Source organism: Pseudomonas ogarae (assembly GCF_014268695.2).
Taxonomy (GTDB): domain Bacteria; phylum Pseudomonadota; class Gammaproteobacteria; order Pseudomonadales; family Pseudomonadaceae; genus Aquipseudomonas; species Aquipseudomonas kilonensis.
Window position 1 is genome coordinate 3,102,384 of sequence record NZ_CP077086.1, and the last position, 17,955, is coordinate 3,120,338.

Consider the following 17,955-nt stretch of genomic DNA (forward strand, 5'->3'; position numbering starts at 1 on the left):
AATTCACGCCATGGCCACGATGACTTTGCGGTCACCGGTGAAAGGATTACGACCGTGTGCCACCAGTCGGTTGTCGAGCATCAGGATATCGCCGGGCTGCCAGGGGAAACTGATGGCAGTCTCGCGGTAGACCTCGCGCACGGTGTCGAGCATGCCGTCGGCAATCGGCGAGCCATCGCCGAAATAGACATGGCGCGGCAGGTCCTCTTCACCCACCGCCGCCAGCAGGCTGGCGCGTACGCTCGGTTCGATGGCCGAGACATGGAACAGGTGCGCCTGGTTGAACCAGACCCATTCACCGGTCTCGGGATGCTGCTGCACGGCGGCGCAACGCTGGCGGGTGCGCAGGTCGCCATCGGCTTTCCATTCCCACTCGATGTCGTTGTCCTGGCAGTAGCGTTCGACCTGGGCACGGTCCTGGGTGTTGAAGACTTTTTCCCAGGGTAGGTCCAGTGCGCCGCTGTAGTTGCGCACGTAGAGCAACTCGCGGCTGGCGAACAGCTCGCGAATCTCGGCAGGCATGCGCTGGTAGATCAGGCGGCTGTCGGCAATCGGGGTCTCGCCACCGGTTTCACTGGCCTTGATGCAGTGGAACCAGATGCGCGAAGGCCAGGGACGGGTGTAGGCCTGTTCATTGTGCAGCGGGATGAATTGATGGGCCGGATACTCGGTGGAGCTATAGACCCCGGCGAAGACTTTGCTGCGCGGTGTGGAGCCGAATTCGTAACTGGCCAGCGGTGCGCCGAAGCTGGCGGCGAAGCGCTTGAAGTCGATGGGGGTGGCGACGGTGAAACCGCGAAACAACACGCCGCCAACGGTGGTCAGGACCTGGGCCACGCGGTCGCGAATCGAGGCGTCCAGGTCGTGGATCGACTGTCCCGACGTCCCCTGCACCAGCAAGGGTAGCGATTGGGCGCTTGCATCCGTGGGCGCCATTGAAAACAGCTCGGAACGCCCGTTCAGGTGTTCGATTGAGGTCATCCTTGTGCATCCTCTTATAGCGTCTTCGACCAGTCACAAGACCTTGAAAGCAGGGCAGCGGTCAGTGTTGTAGGACTCGTCTGTAATGTATGTAAGTCGATACAAGACGACATACTAGGTACAAATGAGATGGATTATCAATACTATTTATTTATTTTTTTTTTTGAATTAGACTCCGCTCCGCTGGCGCCAAACAGCCTTCGGCCAGCTCAAAAAACCTAAAAATATCTGTCGCAGGGGAGCGGGGCGTGAATTTCAAAAAGAATACAATTGCGTTGGCTGTAGGGTCGGCCATAGGCCTGAGCAACGGCGCTTGGGCGGTTGAAGAAGCCGGCAAGATGGAGATTGCTCCAATCACCGTGACGGGTGAAAAAATCGACCGTACCCTCGAAAAGACCCAGTCCAGCGTCGTGGTTGTCACCGACAAGAATCTGCGTGAGCACGGCGACAAGGACCTGGTGGATGTGTTTGCCCGCACGCCCGGCGTCTATAGCCAGGCCGGCAACGAGAACTGGGGGATTCGTGGCGTGCCGGTGTCCGGTTTTGACGACCAGGGCCCGGCCGCCCTCAACGGCGCGGTGTCGGTGTATGTCGACGGTGCTGTGCAGCCGAACCGCGCGCTGACCCTCAGCCCGGTCCCGCTCTGGGATGCCGAGCAGGTCGAGGTTTTTCTCGGTCCGCAATCCACCACCCAGGGTCGGAACTCCCTGGCTGGTGCGGTGGTTATCCGAACCAAGAACCCAACCTTCGAACCGAGCTTCTCGGCGCAGACCAGCGTGGGCAACTACGGTGAGCACGGCGCGGCCGTGGCCGGTGGCGGGGCCATCGTCGATGACAAGATCGCCGGGCGTATCGCCGTGGATTATTCCGACGGTGACGGCTACATCGACAACACCACGCTCGATAAAGACGCCAACCCGCATCGCACCAGCAACGCCCGCGGTAAATTGCTGATCCTGCCCAATGACGACACCGATGTCCTGTTGACCTACGCCCACAGCGAACATCGCCAGGGTGACCGCTCGACGATGCGCGGCGCCGATGGCAAGCCGAGCTACTACGACATCGCGTCCAATACCGAGGCCTTCGACAACCTCAAGCAAGACACTTTCAGCGCCAAGGTGGATTACCGCCTGAACGATACCTGGTCGTTGACGAGCATGACCGCCAATACCAGTACGGACTACAGCAACCGCCTGGACTTTGACCAGACAGCGGTGGACAACGAGGTCGTTCTGCGTAAACAAGACGGCAACCTGTTCAGTCAGGAACTGCGTCTGAATTACGACTCGGACACGGTGAAGAGTTTCGTCGGTGCCTACTATGGCCACAACACCAACAACTTCCACGACCGGTTGTTGTTCGATGACGTTCTGGTTCGTACCGTCAAAGGTGATACCAAGATTGAAAACAAGGCGGTGTTCGGTGAAGTCAACTGGACATTCGCGCCGCGCTGGACGTTGATCACTGGCCTGCGTTACGACCATGAGACGAACAATACCGACATCGAGGAAGACGGCGGCTTCGTTCCCGAGAAAATCAAGAAATCGTTTGATGCAGTGCTGCCGAAACTCGGCATCGACTACGAATTGGCAACGGACCAGTACCTCGGTTTCATGGTGCAGAAAGGCTATCGCGGTGGCGGTGTCAACCTGCGCTCCGGTAGTGGTCACCAAGCTTACGATCCGGAATACACCACCAACTACGAGCTGTCCTATCGCGGTTCGTTCTTCGACAAGACCCTGCGTACCCGCGCCAACCTGTATTACACGGATTGGAAAGATCAGCAGGTCAGCGTGCGCCAAGCCGGTAGCAACGTCATTGATATTTACAATGCTGGTCGCAGTGACATCAAGGGCTTGGAAGTCTTCGTCGAAAAAGACATCACCGAACAGCTGACCCTGAATGTCGGTGGCGCCATTACCGATAGCAAATACAAGGATTTCGTTTCTGACAGTGGTCAGGACAGGAGCGGCGAGGCGTTCCTCTACGCGCCTAAATACAAGGCCTCGGTGGGTGGTGTCTATCGCTTCGACGATCGCCTGATCTTCGGCACGGACATCGTCTATCAGAGCACTGCACCTTCGGAGTACGAGTTCGACGCAAACGGCAAAGTCACGGGTGAACGTAAGAGCGACGCCTATGTGCTGGTGAATTTCAACACCGAGTACAAAGTCACCAAGAATGTCGCCGTCTCCGCCTACGTGAAGAACGCGTTCGACAAGGAATACGTCACCAACAACCGCAACGACGACATCATCGACGTCGGCGCACCGCGCACGGTGGGTATGGTCCTGCGCTACGACATGTAAGCTACAACATGTAACCCCAGGCGCGGGGGGGCAATCTCCCCGCGCCTGTCCTGCAACGTTTCGGATGTTTGTTTCCAGGCTGTTCGTTCCCTTCCAAACCCAGCCTCCATGGAGGAAATCATGAGTGCTTTTTCGAATGTCACAGCGGGTGGCGCGCAACAGCTACGCCTGTTGCACACCGGTCTGTCGAGTCCTTACTGCCTCGATTCGACGCCGTTGCTGGAACGTCAGCAACAGCAGGAGTCCAACGCCCGCAGTTACCCGCGACGTATTCCCCTGGTGCTTGAAAGGGCCCATGGCATTTATGTGCAGGACAGCCGAGGGCAAGTGTTCATCGATTGCCTGGCCGGCGCCGGGACCCTGGCGTTGGGGCACAACCACCCGGTGATCATCGAAGCCATCACCCAGGTCATGGCGGCCGGTGTGCCGATGCACACCCTGGACCTCATGACCCCTGTAAAGGACGCATTTGTCCAAGAAATTTTCGCTTGCCTGCCCAGCGAGTTCGCTCGCCATGCACGCATCCAGTTCTGCGGCCCGAGTGGCGCCGATGCGGTCGAGGCCGCGCTCAAGCTGACCCGTACCGCCACCGGGCGGCACTCGGTCCTGGCGTTCGAAGGGGCCTATCACGGGATGACCCTGGGCACGCTGGCCATCAGCGGCAACCTGTCGCCGAAAAATGCCCTCGGTGCATTGATGCCCGGGGTACAGCGTCTACCGTTCCCTCATGATTATCGTTGCCCGTTCGGGGTGGCCGGCGATCAAGCGGTCACGTTGAACGTGCGCTACCTCGAGCACTTGCTCAACGACCCGGAAAGCGGGGTGACTGCACCGGCGGCAATGATCCTGGAGCCGATCCAGGGCGAGGGCGGGGTAATTGCCGCGCCGGACCGCTGGCTGCAGGAACTGCGCCGGTTGACCCAGGCCCACGGCATTCCGCTGGTCGTCGACGAGATCCAGTGCGGCATTGCCCGCAGCGGGCGGATGTTCGGCTTCGAGCAGTCGGGCATCACGCCGGATGTCATCACCCTGTCCAAAGCCATCGGCGGCGGGTTGCCGCTGTCGGTCATGGTCTACCACGAGTCGCTTGACGTCTGGCAGCCGGGTGCCCACGCTGGCACGTTCCGCGGTAATCAACTGGCGATGGCGGCGGGTACCGCGACCTTGCGTTTTATCCGCGATCAAGGCCTGGTCCAGCACGCCGAAACGGTGGGCGCCCACTTGCAAAAACAATTGCAGGCACTGCAAAACGAGTTCGCCTGGATCGGCGATGTGCGTGGACGCGGCCTGATGCTCGGCATGGAAATCGTCGATCCGCAGGGCGCCCGTGATGTCCAAGGCCATCCGCCGGTGGACACGGCACGGGCCAAGGCTTTCCAGCAGGCATGCCTGAAGCACGGCTTGATCGTTGAACTGGGCGGACGCCACGGCGCGACCGTACGCTTCCTGCCGCCGCTGATCATCACCGAACAGGAAATCGATTTCGTCGCGAAAATCCTGTTCCAGGCCGCGAGCACAATCAACGAGCGCCCCGCAAGCTGATCATCCAGGTTCGGAGCAGTATCCAGACACAACACCAAACCCTGTGGGAGTGGGCTTGCTCGCGAAGGCGTCGGCCCATCCAACCTCACCACAAGCAGACCCACCGCTATCGCGAGCAGGCTCGCTCCCACAAGGGATTGCGGGTGCCCACAGCATCCGGATTCAACACCAAACCCTCCAACAGTTACTCAAGCACTGGCGTGAGTCAGCCCCGTCAAGGTGTCCGCGATGGCCTTCGTGCGTTGCGCCGTGCCTTCGGTGGTGCGGCTGGAGTCTTCCAGGGCATCGAGCATCTCGCGCAGGGCGCTGACGGCGACGGACTGGTCTTCGATCTGTTGGGCGACGCCTTGGATCTCCGTCGAGAGCAGGTCAATGTCCACGCCGATTTCCGCGGCATTCTTGCGGGTGATTTCCGCGAGTTTGCGGACCTCATCAGCCACCACCGCAAACCCTCTGCCCATCTCACCGGCGCGCGCTGCTTCGATGGCGGCGTTAAGGGCCAACAGATTGGTCTGTCCGGCGATTTGCTGGATGACCTGCACGATCGACTGAATACGCAAGCTCGAACTGGCAAGCGCACGAGCGCCGACCACCGCTTCACCCGCTTGGGTGGCAAGCTGCTCGACGGTCGTGCCGGCTTGCTCGGCGACGCTGTTTTGCCGGTCGATCGTGCCCGTCAGGTCATCCATCGACAGGTGTAGCTCACCTGAGTAGTGCTTGATTTGCGTTGCCATCTGCGCCTGCTGCTGGCTGGCTTGGGCCAATACCTGGCCCAGATCGGTCAGACCGTCGAACACCGGCAGGATGGTGTTGTCCAGGCCGCGCGTGTCCAAGGCGCTGCTGAAGTCGTTCATCTTGAACGCCATGATCTGCTTGACCACGACATGGTTCAGGCCGGCCAGCTTCTTGATCTGGCGGCGCAGGAAAAACGCCTTGAACTCGCCATAGTGGGCGATGAAGTTATCGACGTACTCATCGACAAATTGGGCGCCCTTGGTGACTCTGAAGAAGAAAATCGCCGTGAGTGTCTGGTTAAGGTTCAAACCGAGGATTTCACCAAACGTCGAGAAACCGGCCAAAGGCACATCTCCGAAAATGCCGGCCATGCTGCCCAGGTCGCTGCTGTTGTTGAGCCGCCGCAGGATGCAGTCATTGAGAATAGCGGCCACCGGGCGGCCGCCTTTGCCCTTGAGGAATTTCTCGTAGTCGAGTCGGGTCGCCTCGCGAAGGGGCGTGCGCTTGACCATCACCAGCTCTTCGCCGGGCGCCACGTCGCAGAACAGCTGGATGATCTGCTGCTGATAATCGATGCGGGCAATGGAGCGCACGAACAGCTCATCGCCCACACGGATGGCGAATGAATAATCGGCCAGCTTCTTTTCCAGTGCCTGGGCACTGCACTCGAATGCATCGCACAGCGCCTGGACCATGCTCTTGATGTTGCCACGGCTGTCGATGACCTGGTCGATGGTGCGGTCTTCGACCGACGCGGTCAGCACGCTGAACGTCAGCCCGGCAGGTTGGAAGTTCTGGCTCTTGAACACCCCGAAGCGCACATCCGCCGCGGTTTTCAGGAAGACAATCTGCGCGTGGTTCTGATAACTGCGCTGCCCGTCACTGATCAGGGTCTTTTTGAAATCCGTCTTGCCACCGGCCGAACCGCCGACGAACAGGCAAGGGAAACGCCCCGACTCATAGAGCGCCTCCATAAAGAACGATTCGGATGCCGAAAGACCATCGAACACCACGTAGGCCAAGGTATCGCGATGGTCAATCGGCGTGCGCACCTGCGCCTGCTTGATGTTATTCACCAACCTGGCGATTCGCTCACGCATGGCCAGGCGCTTGCCGCCACCGCGAATGTCCTCGCACTCCAGCGGCACCATCACCACCTCGGCCGACACAATCACACTGGCGTCAAACAGCTGCAGCACCACCCGGTCCCAGGTCTCGCCGGTCTGGCAATACAGCGTGTTCGCGCCGTTGTACAGCTCACCCGAGGTCGTGCACAGGCTGATGGTGCTGTGGGCGAAGCGCTTCTTGACCTTGGCGGCGATCTGGTCGATGTCCAGGTGCGGGGAGACGAATCCAGTGATCAGCACCGGGGTAATACGTATGTTGGCCAGCGCCTGGTCCAGCTCAGCAGAGGTGCAGGCCACGCTGACAGCCCCTGGAGTACGGGCTCGGGCAGTGTTGAAGAGGTTCAGTAGGTTCATGGCAGGACTCGGTTGAGCGCGACGTGACGCGTACGAGGTATGCGTGCGGAGTCCTTTCTCTGTAGCGGTCACGGCAGGGGGCTTGTATGGGCGTGAGCTTGTGCTATTTGCGGGGGCGGCCCATAGGGGCTTTTGGTTGGGGTTTACTCCGCCTGTTGATCAGCGACTTTCGTATGGAGCCCAGGAGAAGCCTATGAAAAAAATCGGCTCCATGACGCCTGGACGACAAAGCGACACCCGCTATGCTATCGACGGTGGCGTCTTGCCATTTATCACGCCCACCACAACCCCAGGTGCGAGACGAGAACCTGCTCGTCATCGCCCGTTGCAGAGACGATCCATGAATACATACAAAGCCGTGTCCGGAGTGGCCTGGGGTGTTTTGTTGGGTTGCATCGGCCAGGTCAACGCTTTTCAACTCTCGCCGGATGGCACCTTGGCTGAGCGGGAGATGGCCAAGAAATATGGGGTTTCCTATAAGGCGACGGTGCCTTTCGCCAGTTTTGCGCTGCATAATTTTTCCGATCCTGCCCATGAGGCGCTGACGCAGAAGATCTATGGGTGCGACGGGGATTGGCAGGATTGCAGCAACCCCAACCTGGAGAATGCCGGTGCCTACATCATTGCCGGAGTTCGCTGGAACGATGATCCGGTGTTCATGCCCGGCGCGGAAGATGCCAAAACCAAGGGCTGCGATGGGCGTTATTCGGTTGGTTTTATCTCGCAGACGCGGTGCTGGGTAAATCTCTTCGAGAAAGCCGAGAGCAAAAGTGCTTCTGATCCGATGGCGTTCATGGGCGCGGGAAACTACATCTCTCGTTCGCATTTCGGCGACCTACAGTTCTTGCACTCCATGGCTTCCCAAGAGGGCGCCGCGCCAGAACAGACCAAGCGTGAAATCATGATGTGGGCCGAGTTCGCTTGGGGGGTTGCCGATGGAACCTATCCCATCAATACCTATTTGAAAGATATCAAGATCGAAGGCTGGGAGCAGCATTTCAATAACGGGCAGACGGTGCAGGATCTTTTTGCTGTCGGGCGTCCATGGTTGCGGGCGAACGTGAATCAGGTGGCGTTTGGCAGTTTGCTTCACCTTGTCCAGGACAGCTTTGCCGGGGGGCACGCACAGCGGCGCGAAGAGATCCTGGGTGACAAGTGCATGGGCCGTACCGAGGCTGCGCTGGGGAGGATTGAGGCGTTTCACTCTTACGCTCGGCAGGATCATGCCAAGCACAAGGACGGTGATGCCAGTTCAGTCGCCAGGCTCATGTTGATGGCGCATGAACCGGATGTGGTGGATGCGGGCAAGAAGCTGCGGGGATTTATCGCCGATGGCAAGAAATGGGCGGACGTCAGGCCTTATTTGGACGAGTGTATCTTTGCCCTGGCCAATGAAACGACCCCGGCGTCGGCGGGCGATGGGTACAAGCTGGAAGCCAGCCGCTGAACACTTGACGAAAAGCTTGGGGGAAAAACCTGTGGGAGCGAGCTTGCTCGCGATGACGTTGGCACATTCAGCGTCAATGCCAACTGATTCACCGTCATCGCGAGCAGCCTCGCTCCCACAGGGGGCTGTGCTGGTCGAAAAACAGGGGTTTACCACCGATCCGACGTGCGATCCGCCCTCAGCCCAAGTCCGCATCCTCATGCCGCTCCGGCACCTGGCTCGCTTCGTCACCCCAGGTACGGTTGACCCGCTGTCCGCGCTGGACGGCGGGGCGCTTGGCAATTTCTTCGGCCCAGCGCTGCACATGGGTGTATTCGTGGGCACTCAGGAATTCGGCGGCGCCGTACACGTTGTTGCGCACCAGTTGGCCATACCAGGGCCAGACCGCGATGTCGGCGATGGTGTAGTCGTTGCCTGCCAGGTATTGGCTTTCGCCGAGGCGGCGATCCAGGACGTCCAGTTGACGCTTGGCTTCCATGGTGAAGCGATTGATCGGGTATTCGAGTTTCTCCGGCGCATAGGCGTAGAAATGCCCGAAGCCACCGCCCAGGTACGGGGCGGAGCCCATCTGCCAGAACAGCCAGTTCAATGTTTCGGTACGACCTGCCAGGTCGGTGGGCAGGAAGGCGCCGAATTTTTCCGCCAGGTACAGCAGGATCGAACCGGACTCGAAGACCCGGATGGCAGGTTCTACGCTGCGATCCAGCAGGGCCGGGATCTTGGAGTTGGGGTTTATCTCGACAAAACCGCTGGAGAACTGGTCGCCTTCGCTGATGCGGATCAGCCAGGCGTCGTATTCCGCGCCCGTATGACCCAGCGCCAGCAGTTCCTCCAGCAGGATGGTCACCTTCACGCCATTGGGCGTGGCCAGGGAGTAGAGCTGCAGCGGGTGCTTGCCAACCGGCAAGGTTTTGTCGTGGGTCGGCCCGGCGATAGGGCGGTTGATGCTGGCGAACTGGCCGCCAGACGGGGCGTCGTTTTTCCAGACCTGGGGCGGAACGTAGGACGCTTTACTCATCGGGACATACCTCATCGTTGCTTGTGGTGTGATCCCCCAGAGTCTACCGCTGTTCGCTCATGATCCGCGCCACTTCACCGGACGCCTTGAGCTGCTCGAAAGCGCGCTGGGCCTTGGCGACGACTTCATCCGGTGTGCTCAGGCTGAACGCCAGGTGGACCTTGTGGGGTTGTTCGTCGAGGATGTAGACCTCTTCCAGCGAAGTGAAATCCATTTGGGCATCTTGGCTCATCAGGCGCGCGGTGTTCTCCGGCATCGGCAGCAACTGGATCTGGCGATTCAACAGTTTTTGAAAGTTGTCGTGGTTGTTGGCCGAGATGACCAGCCGGGTAAACCCACGCTGTTGCAGGTAAATCTGCTTGGCGTCGTTTCGCACCACGCCGATGCTGTACTGCTTGGCCTCCTCGAGGTTGTTGACGATTATGTCTTTATTGTCGCGCAGCTTATAGAGCCGGCTCGCCACCCGATGTATTTCACCCACCCATTTGAACAGTTGCTCGCGGGCTGGGGTGCGGTCCAACGGGAAGATCAGCACGTTAGGTTCGTGCAGGGCTTTTTCGTAGGCCCGGGCCCATGGGTACAGCGACAGACTGTAGTCGGTTAGCTGCGCGCTTTTCAGCGTTTCTTCGGCGATGCGACTGCCCGGCCCGATGACCTTGTCGTCACGCTGGTAGGCGTAGAGGGAGTCTTCGGTCACGACTTCGATCGTCTCGGCATGGCTTTGCAGGCTGATCGAGGTGAGGAGCAAACACGAGCAGAGTATCAGGCGATAATGCATATACAGACCTCATGGCACGCGATGGTTTTTACAGAGCGACGCAATCGCGTCCCTGGTGTTTGGCTCGGTACAACGCCTGGTCGGCGCGTTGCAGCAGTTGATCGAAATGGTCCATGGTCTCCGGGTCCAACTCGGCGACGCCGATGCTCACGGTGACAAACGGCGATACCTTGGAACCGCTGTGGGGCAGTTCACGTTCGGCCAGGCTTGTACGGAAACGTTGGGCGGCCTCGCAGGCCTGGGCGGCGTCGACGTTGGGCAGGACCACCACGAACTCTTCGCCGCCTACGCGCGCGGTCAGTTCGCCAGAGCGGCCGAACACGCTGCGCAAGGTCTCGGCGATCTCTTTCAAGCACAAGTCGCCCTGCATGTGGCCGTAGGTGTCGTTGTAGATCTTGAAGAAATCGACATCGCACATGAGCACCGCCAGCGGGGTCTTGTGGCGGATCGCCCGGCGAAACTCGATGTCCTTCAACTCGTCGAAATAGCGACGGTTGGCCAGGCCCGTCAAGGCATCGTGACGTGACAGGGCTTCAAGGGCCTGGTTGGCTGCCTTCAATTCTGCGGTGCGGGCCTCGACCAGTTCGGCCATTTGGTCGCGGCTGGTGGCAAGGGCCAGTTCGTCCGAATGCTGGCGCTCCAGATGGGCGCGCAGATTGTCCTGGAGTGTGTTCACCTGGAATTCGAGCAGGCTCAGTTCGTCCTGGCGCTGCACAGCCCGTTGCAGCTTGAGGTGACGCATGAGGGTTTGCGGCGCCAGTTCGCCCAGGTGCCGGGCGATGTGCACCACATGCACGGTCACCAGGCGATTGAACACGGTCATGACCAACCCGGCCAGCAGCAAGGACTGGATGAGCTGGGTGATGACGATGCTGCGTGCTTCGCCCCAGAGGCGTACCCAAAGCAGGTTGTTGTCGCCTTCGATGGTCAGCTCGCCGACTTTTTCATGGGCCCCGGCGTAGGGATGCGCGATAAGCTCTCGACGCAGCACCGGCACCACGCCCGATTGATCGGCGGCGTATCGATTGATTTCGATGACTTCAGGCGCTTGCCCTGGGCGCAGGATATTCAACGCCACGCGACCCACGGGTGCTGCCGTGGCGACGCTGCTGATTTGCTGGTCGAGGGATTCACGGTCCAGTTCCCAAATGGCATGGGCCAGGGTGTTCTGGAACACCTGATCGATCAGGGCCAGCTCCGAATTCATTTCCGCCAGGTTGTTTTCCCAGGCCAGCCAGGTACGCCAAGTGACCATCGCCAGGGTAAAGAGCAGGCAGAACAGCAGCGTTGCCAGCACCAGGCGGCGCCCTAGGGAGCTGAACGCCTTGGTCTGTGGTTGCAAGGAGGAGGCCCTACGGAAATTGGCATCCATGTCATAACCATTTGCGCAGGATGGCATCGTAGACGCCATTGCGCCGGATGGTCTCCAGACCAGCACGGAATTTCGCCACCGTATCGGCCGGCGTATTGCGGCTGAACGCCATGCTCAAGCCGTCGGTACTGCTCATCTCGGGAAGCGCCAGTGAGCGGATCAGCAACTTGTCCGGGTCTTCACCATTCTGGCGCGTCAGGTACAGCGCGTTGAGCTCATTGGAAATCCACAGCTCCACGTGATCGACCTTGAGCTTGCGGTAGTTGTGTTCGTACTTGGTGCTCGACTGCAGTTCTTCGCCGATGCGAAAACCCTTTGAGACCAGGTATTGCTCGCCCACGTCCTGATTGACCGTGGCGATCTGGTGACCATGGGCATCGGCCAGCGAGTCGAGTTTCACCGGCCGGTCCGCCAGCGAGTAGATGTACCACTGCGTCGGGCCAATGCTGCCGACCCACTGAAAAAGCGATTCGCGTGCAGGTGTGCGGACGATCGAATAGATCAACACGTTGCTTTCATTGAGCGCCAGTTCGTAGGCCCGGGCCCAAGGCATGGACTGGATAGGCGCGTCCATGCCAACCTCCTTGAGCACGGCTTGGACCACCTCGGTGCTCATGCCGGTCACTCGACCGTTCTGCGTCATGTTGTAGGGCGGCAGTTCCTCCGTCACGATGCGCAGCGGTGCCTCTGCCGCATAAGCGCTTGCAGCGAGGAACATCAGGACGCCCCACATCAGCAGGCGATTCAGCGGCCAACCCATTGATCATTACCCTACGCAACTTGCAGGTCTCGGCGAGGCCTGGGAGCTATCACTGATAGGGTTATCGGCTGGGCTGGCGGCTGCTTGAATATCAACCGTTCAACAACGTCATCGTCTGCGCCTGGTATCGGTCGCCCGCCACCACGCCTTCGCCTGTGAAAATCCCATCCAACTGGGCCAATTCGTCAACGCTCAACACCACCGAAGCCGCCGCTACATTGCTCTCCAGGTACTTGCGCTGCTTGGTGCCCGGGATCGGAATGACATGCTCACCCTGGGCCAATACCCAAGCCAGGGCCAGTTGCGAGGCGCTGATACCTTTGTCCGAGGCGAGTGCCTTGACCCGCTCTACCAGCACCAGGTTGCGATTGAAATTTTCGGCCTGGAAGCGCGGGTTGAAGCGGCGATAGTCATCGGCGGCGAAGTCCTCCGGTGATTTCAGCTCGCCAGTCAGAAAGCCCCGGCCCAAGGGGCTGTAGGCGACGAATGCAATGCCCAGGCGCCGGCAAGTATCGAGCACGTCATTGTGTTCAGGCTCACGGGACCACAGCGAGTATTCGCTTTGTACCGCTGCCAGGGGATGTACGGCGTGGGCCCGCTGGATGGTCTCGGCGCTGGCTTCCGAAATCCCGATGTGGCGGACCTTGCCGGCCTTGACCAGCTCGGCCATGGCGCCGATGGTTTCTTCGACAGGCACTTCAGGGTCGATGCGGTGCTGGTAGTAGAGGTCCAGGTAATCGGTGTCGAGGCGCTTGAGGCTGCCGTCGACGGATTGCCGGACGTATTCGGGCCGGCCATTGACCCCTCGGGCATGGGGATCGCTGCTGCGCACCAGGCCGAACTTGCTCGCCAGGTACAGGCCGTCACGCTTGCCACGCAGGGCCCGTCCGAGCAGTTCTTCGTTGGTATGTGGCCCGTACATGTCGGCGGTGTCGAACAGCGTCACGCCCAGTTCCACGGCGCGGTGCAACGTGGCAATCGCTTCGCTCTCGTCCACGCCCGTGGTGTAGAAATCCGACATGCCCATGCAGCCCAGGCCGATGGAGGAAACGTGAGGGCCGCGATGGCCGAGTTGGCGAGTCTTCATACTGATAGCTCCTGGAAATGAACGACCTGTGCAGTCTCTATCAAGTGGTTTCCTGGATAAATCCACGATTATTGGTTTAACTATTCGTGATATCTAAATAGTGAGGCGCGACATTGGACCGATTACAGGCCATGCAGGTGTTCCGGCGCATCGTTGAACTGGGCGGTTTTGGCAAGGCGGCCGATGACCTTGGGCTGCCCCGGGCCACCGTCAGCCTGCTGATCCAGCAGTTGGAAGCGCATTTGGGGGTGCAACTGTTGCAACGTACCACCCGGCAGGTGCGGGCAACGCTGGATGGAGAAGCGTATTACCAGCGCAGCGGCCAGTTGCTGGACGACCTCGATGACCTGGAAAGTTCGTTATCGGCGCAACGCAGCCAGCCGCGCGGCACCTTGAAAGTGGACATGCCCATCGCCTTTGGTTGCACCTGGATCCTGCCGCGCCTGGCGGATTTCTATCGCCGCTACCCGGCGTTGCAACTGGACATCGGCTTCCATGACCGCCAGGTCCATCTGCAGCGCGAGGGCGTGGATTGTGCAATCCGCGCCGGCAATGTCGTCGACCAGGCGTTGGTGGCGCGCCCCATCGTGCGCTTGCATCAACTGACGTGCGCCAGCCCTGGCTATCTGGCCCGCGCCGGCACGCCCGGGCGGTTGGAGGATTTGACGGCGCACCGGGCCATCGGTTTTGCGTCCGGCAATGGGCGGTTCTTCCCGTTCGAGTTCGAGGTGGCGGGGCGGGTACGCGAAATGCAGTTGCCTCGTGAGCTGACCGTCAATAACGCCGACGCTTATGTGACGGCCTGTGAAGCGGGATTCGGCTTGATCCAGGCGCCGCGATACCACGTACAACAGCAGTTGGCCGAGGGCAGGCTGGTCGAAGTGTTGAGCGAGTATGGCGTGCCGACCTGGCCGATCTCAGCGGTGTACCCGCCCCATCGACAGTTGTCGCCCAGGGTGCGGGTCTTTATCGACTGGGTAATCGAGCTGTTGCACGGCGAGGCGGATGCCCAGCGGACGTTGATGGATAGAGTGTAGAACCATGCTGTGTGGGAGCGAGCTTGCTCGCGATAGGGCCCTGTCAGTCAATAGGAACTCAAGCCTTGACCCAGCGCTGGCGACTCCAGCTGCTCAACGTATCGACCGCGAAAACCAGCAACAGCATCGCCAGAATCACTGTGCTGCCTTGGGCTTCCTGGAACAGGCTGAGGCTGACGTAGAGCATTTGCCCCAAGCCCCCGGCGCCGACGAAGCCGAGCACGCTGGCCATGCGGATATTGTTTTCCCAGCGGTACAGGACATAGGCCAGTAGCTGGGGCAGGAGGTTGGGCAGCGTGCCGTAACAGAACGCCAATACCGCATTGCCACCTTGCAGGCGGATGGCGTCGGCCGGTTCGGAGGGGGTGTTTTCCAGCGCTTCGGCGAACAGCCGGCCGAGCACGCCGGTGGTGTGCAGGGCCAAGGCCAGGGTGCCGGCGTTGGGGCCGAGCCCGGCGGCGAGGACCATCAGCGCCGCCCACACCAGTTCTGGAACCGCGCGCAAGGCGTTGAGCACCAGCCGCGAAGCGCTCTGCAGGGGCCAGCCGAAGCGCCCGGCCGCAGGCAAGGCCAATAGCAGGCCGAACACCGCCGCGAGCAGGGTGCCAAGGGCCGACATGGCCAGGGTTTCCAGGGCGCCGTGGCCGATCGCCTTCAGATGACCCGGGCTCAGGTCCGGGGTGAGAAAGCGCTGCGCATAAGCGCCCATCTGGTGCAGATTGCCGCTGTCGCCGAGCTCGCCCAGGTCGATGCCCAGGTAGACGAACGAGGCGACGACCGCCGCGCCGATGCACAGGACCATGACCACGTTGAACAGGCGGTTCATGCCAGCCTCCAGCGCAGCAGGCGGCTGAGTTGATCGGCGAGCAGCACCAGCACCAGGAACGTCAGCAGCAGGCTGGCCACTTCACCGCCGGCGAACATGCGCAGCGACAGGTCCATCTGCTGACCCAGGCCCCCGGCACCGACGAAGCCCATCACCACCGAGGCGCGAATGGCGCATTCCCAGCGATACACCGTGTACGACAACAGCTCCGCCGCGACATTGGGCAGGATCCCGTAGCAGAAGGCCGAGAGTCGGCTGCTGCCCGATTGCAAGAGTGCGTGGGCCGGACGTTGGTCGACCGACTCGTAGATTTCCGCGTAGACCTTGCCCAGCATGCCGCTGTAGGTAATGGCGATCGCCAGTACGCCGGCCGTGGGGCCGAGGCCGACGGCACGGACGAAGAGCAACGCCCAGACGATTTCCGGGACGCTGCGCAGGAAGATCAGCAGGCCGCGCACTGGCCAGCGCAGCAGTTGGCCCCAATAGCCCGGGTGCCCGGCACGGGAGGCCGCCGACAGCGACAGGGCGCGGCTGGCCAGCAGGCTCGCGGGCACCGCCAACAGCAACGCCAGGGCCATGCCGGCCGTGGCGATCGCCAGCGTCTGCAAGGTAGCTTGCCACAGCAGCTCGACAAATTCGTCGCCATGGGCTGGAGGCCAGAAGGCCGCTACAAACCGACCCATCTCGCTCTGGCTGTCGCTCGCCACCAGCACGCTGAGGTCCAGTTCGCTGAACTGGATGCCCGGCCACAGCAGGACGAGGGCCAGCAGAGTGAGCAGCAGGCGCGGGCGGGTGGCGGGGTCTCGGGTATCGCGTGTCAGCATCGGGGAATCTGCACGCTCAAGGACGCGTGGGGCGTTGTGGGCGAAGACTGCAGCTGTTCGTTGGCGTAGAGCGTGTCGAGCAACTGACGGTCCACGGCTTCGGTTGGCAGGTCGAACAGGATCTGTCCATCACGCAGGCCAATGACCCGGGAGAAGTGCGCCAAGGCCAGTTCCACCGCGTGCAGGCTGGCGACCAGGGTCACGTTGTGCTCCCGGGCATGGCGGCACAGCACCGAAAGCGTGTGCTGGGCCAATACCGGGTCCATGGCCGAAACCGGTTCATCGGCCAGTAGCACCTCTGGCGCCTGGTACAACACCCGGGCAATGCCAACGCGTTGCAGCTGTCCGCCCGACAGCTGCTGGCATTGCGCGAACAGTTTGTCGCCCAGGTCAAGCCGGGCCAACGCCGCCCTGGCGCCTGGAATATCCAGCGGATGCAGCAGGTTCAACAGGCTTTTGCCGATGCCCCACTGACCGAGCTTTCCGGCCAGGACCGCCGTGACCACGCGTTGACGTGGCGGCAGCGGCGGCGATTGGTGGATCAGGCCGATGCGCGCGCGCAGGCGCTGACGTTGGCGGGCAGACAGCTGCCAGGCGCGCTCGCCGAGCAACTGCAGCTCGCCGTTACCCGGGCGCAGGGCAGTGGCCAGCAGGTTGAGCAGGCTCGACTTGCCCGCGCCGGACGGGCCGATGATAGCGACCTGTTCGCCAGCGCCGATGTGCAGGTCGATGCCCCGCAGCGCCTGGACGCCGTTGGCATGGGTAACGCTGACCTGGGTCAGTTGCAGGGTCATTTGAGCAGTTCGGCGGCGCGCGCGGCTTCCTCGATGCCCTTGTAGTTCTCAGGCTTGGTTTCGATGAAGCGACTGGCGGCCTGCAGATCGAGGATTTCCTTGTCCTTCGGGTTGGCCGGATCGAGTGCCAGAAACGCTGCCTTTATCTTCGCCGCCAACGCTGGGTCGAGGGTTCCGCGCACCGTCCAGTTGTAATCGAAGTAGGCTGGGGTGGTGGCGAAGACCTTGACCTTGGTCGTGTCGACCTTGCCGGCAGCAACCAGTTTTTCCCAGACGCTGGCGTTCAGCACCCCAGCGTCGACCTTGCCGGCCTGGACCCAGGCGACGGTGGCGTCATGGGCGCCCGAGTAGCCCACGCGACTGAAGTAGCTTTCCGGCTTGATGCCGTCCTTGAGCATGAAATAGCGCGGCATGAGGCTACCGGACGTCGATGACACCGAACCGAAGGCAAAGGTCTTGCCCTTGAGGTCGGCGAGGGATTTGACCGCCGGGTCGGCGGTGATGAATTTGCTGGTGAACTGGGCGTCCTGTTCGCGCTGGACCAACGGGATGGCGTTGCCGGTTTTCAGGCGTGCCTGCACGAAGGTGAAGCCACCCAGCCAAGCCATGTCGATCCGGTCGGTGGCCAGCGCCTCGACCACGGCGGGGTAGTCGCTGACGGGTACGAACTCGACTTTCATGCCGGTTTGCTGTTCCAGGTAAGCACCCAGCGGCTTGAACTTGCGCAGTAGCTCGGTGGGGGCCTCATCGGGAATCGCACTGACTTTCAGGGTGTCGGCGGCCTGGGTCAGCAGGCTGCAAAAAGACAGGGCAACGCCGACGGCCAATGCCAGGGAACGCTTGAGCATGGAGGATCTCCGGTACAGGAAGGCAAGGAATGGTGAAGCATCACGCCCACGAGGACGGTACGCCGCTCTGTGAGGGTAGACGAAGGAGCGCGATATTAACCGTTTCTGGCCTT

Annotated in this window: 15 protein-coding genes and 1 pseudogene; 4 read left to right on the forward strand and 12 right to left on the reverse strand. The window is 61.0% G+C overall.

Annotated elements, in window-relative coordinates:
• Positions 1 to 3: 3 nt before the first annotated feature.
• Complete coding sequence (locus tag HU749_RS13520; RefSeq protein WP_186652200.1) at positions 4 to 981, reverse strand: TauD/TfdA family dioxygenase; 978 nt, start codon at positions 979 to 981, stop codon at positions 4 to 6.
• Positions 982 to 1,229: 248 nt separating this feature from the next.
• Here HU749_RS13520 and HU749_RS13525 point away from each other — a divergent pair, with 248 nt between their 5' ends.
• A complete protein-coding gene (locus HU749_RS13525; protein WP_079301803.1) occupies positions 1,230 to 3,293 on the forward strand; it encodes a TonB-dependent receptor in 2,064 nt (687 codons plus the stop codon).
• Positions 3,294 to 3,413: 120 nt separating this feature from the next.
• Positions 3,414 to 4,835, forward strand: coding sequence for a diaminobutyrate--2-oxoglutarate transaminase (locus HU749_RS13530; RefSeq protein ID WP_079301804.1), 1,422 nt, complete (start codon positions 3,414 to 3,416; stop codon positions 4,833 to 4,835).
• Positions 4,836 to 5,023: 188 nt separating this feature from the next.
• Here the strand turns inward: HU749_RS13530 and HU749_RS29645 are convergent, their stop codons facing one another.
• Positions 5,024 to 5,701, reverse strand: coding sequence for a methyl-accepting chemotaxis protein (locus tag HU749_RS29645; protein ID WP_371914685.1), 678 nt, complete (start codon positions 5,699 to 5,701; stop codon positions 5,024 to 5,026).
• A gap of 195 nt (positions 5,702 to 5,896) precedes the next feature.
• Positions 5,897 to 7,051: pseudogene (locus tag HU749_RS29650) on the reverse strand (FIST signal transduction protein); the annotation flags it as partial.
• Positions 7,052 to 7,244: 193 nt separating this feature from the next.
• Here HU749_RS29650 and HU749_RS13540 point away from each other — a divergent pair.
• Positions 7,245 to 8,498 (forward strand): hypothetical protein, encoded by a 1,254-nt coding sequence (locus tag HU749_RS13540; protein ID WP_225919168.1) that lies wholly within the window; start codon positions 7,245 to 7,247, stop codon positions 8,496 to 8,498.
• 178 nt (positions 8,499 to 8,676) lie between these two features.
• Here the strand turns inward: HU749_RS13540 and yghU are convergent, their stop codons facing one another.
• The 5 genes from yghU to HU749_RS13565 form a co-directional block, all read right to left on the reverse strand.
• Positions 8,677 to 9,516, reverse strand: coding sequence for a glutathione-dependent disulfide-bond oxidoreductase (gene yghU / locus HU749_RS13545; RefSeq protein WP_186652202.1), 840 nt, complete (start codon positions 9,514 to 9,516; stop codon positions 8,677 to 8,679).
• A 43-nt stretch (positions 9,517 to 9,559) separates the two neighbouring features.
• Complete coding sequence (locus HU749_RS13550; RefSeq protein ID WP_095962901.1) at positions 9,560 to 10,294, reverse strand: substrate-binding periplasmic protein; 735 nt, start codon at positions 10,292 to 10,294, stop codon at positions 9,560 to 9,562.
• 28 nt (positions 10,295 to 10,322) lie between these two features.
• Positions 10,323 to 11,666 (reverse strand): diguanylate cyclase, encoded by a 1,344-nt coding sequence (locus tag HU749_RS13555; RefSeq protein WP_186652204.1) that lies wholly within the window; start codon positions 11,664 to 11,666, stop codon positions 10,323 to 10,325.
• 1 nt (position 11,667) lies between these two features.
• Positions 11,668 to 12,426, reverse strand: a complete 759-nt coding sequence (locus HU749_RS13560) for a substrate-binding periplasmic protein (protein ID WP_046065486.1) — start codon at positions 12,424 to 12,426, stop codon at positions 11,668 to 11,670.
• Between the two features lie 91 nt (positions 12,427 to 12,517).
• On the reverse strand, positions 12,518 to 13,513 hold the full coding sequence (locus HU749_RS13565; protein WP_079301810.1) for an aldo/keto reductase: 996 nt from the start codon (positions 13,511 to 13,513) through the stop codon (positions 12,518 to 12,520).
• A 113-nt stretch (positions 13,514 to 13,626) separates the two neighbouring features.
• On the opposite strand from HU749_RS13565, the gene HU749_RS13570 reads away from it, so the two are divergent.
• Complete coding sequence (locus HU749_RS13570; protein WP_079301811.1) at positions 13,627 to 14,550, forward strand: LysR family transcriptional regulator; 924 nt, start codon at positions 13,627 to 13,629, stop codon at positions 14,548 to 14,550.
• A 58-nt stretch (positions 14,551 to 14,608) separates the two neighbouring features.
• Here the strand turns inward: HU749_RS13570 and phnE (HU749_RS13575) are convergent, their stop codons facing one another.
• Genes phnE (HU749_RS13575) through HU749_RS13590 form a run of 4 tightly spaced genes read right to left on the reverse strand, consistent with a single transcriptional unit; the run spans position 14,609 to position 17,842 of the window.
• Positions 14,609 to 15,376, reverse strand: coding sequence for a phosphonate ABC transporter, permease protein PhnE (gene phnE / locus HU749_RS13575; RefSeq protein WP_079301812.1), 768 nt, complete (start codon positions 15,374 to 15,376; stop codon positions 14,609 to 14,611).
• Positions 15,373 to 16,200, reverse strand: a complete 828-nt coding sequence (gene phnE / locus HU749_RS13580; RefSeq protein ID WP_079301813.1) for a phosphonate ABC transporter, permease protein PhnE — start codon at positions 16,198 to 16,200, stop codon at positions 15,373 to 15,375. The genes phnE (HU749_RS13575) and phnE (HU749_RS13580) overlap by 4 nt, the downstream gene beginning before the upstream one ends.
• Positions 16,194 to 16,994: a phosphonate ABC transporter ATP-binding protein gene (locus tag HU749_RS13585; RefSeq protein WP_014339225.1), complete on the reverse strand. Its 801-nt coding sequence runs from the start codon at positions 16,992 to 16,994 to the stop codon at positions 16,194 to 16,196. The genes phnE (HU749_RS13580) and HU749_RS13585 overlap by 7 nt, the downstream gene beginning before the upstream one ends.
• Entirely contained in the window at positions 16,991 to 17,842 is an 852-nt protein-coding gene (locus tag HU749_RS13590; protein WP_003200995.1) for a putative selenate ABC transporter substrate-binding protein, read from the reverse strand. The genes HU749_RS13585 and HU749_RS13590 overlap by 4 nt, the downstream gene beginning before the upstream one ends.
• Between the last annotated feature and the right edge of the window lie 113 nt (positions 17,843 to 17,955).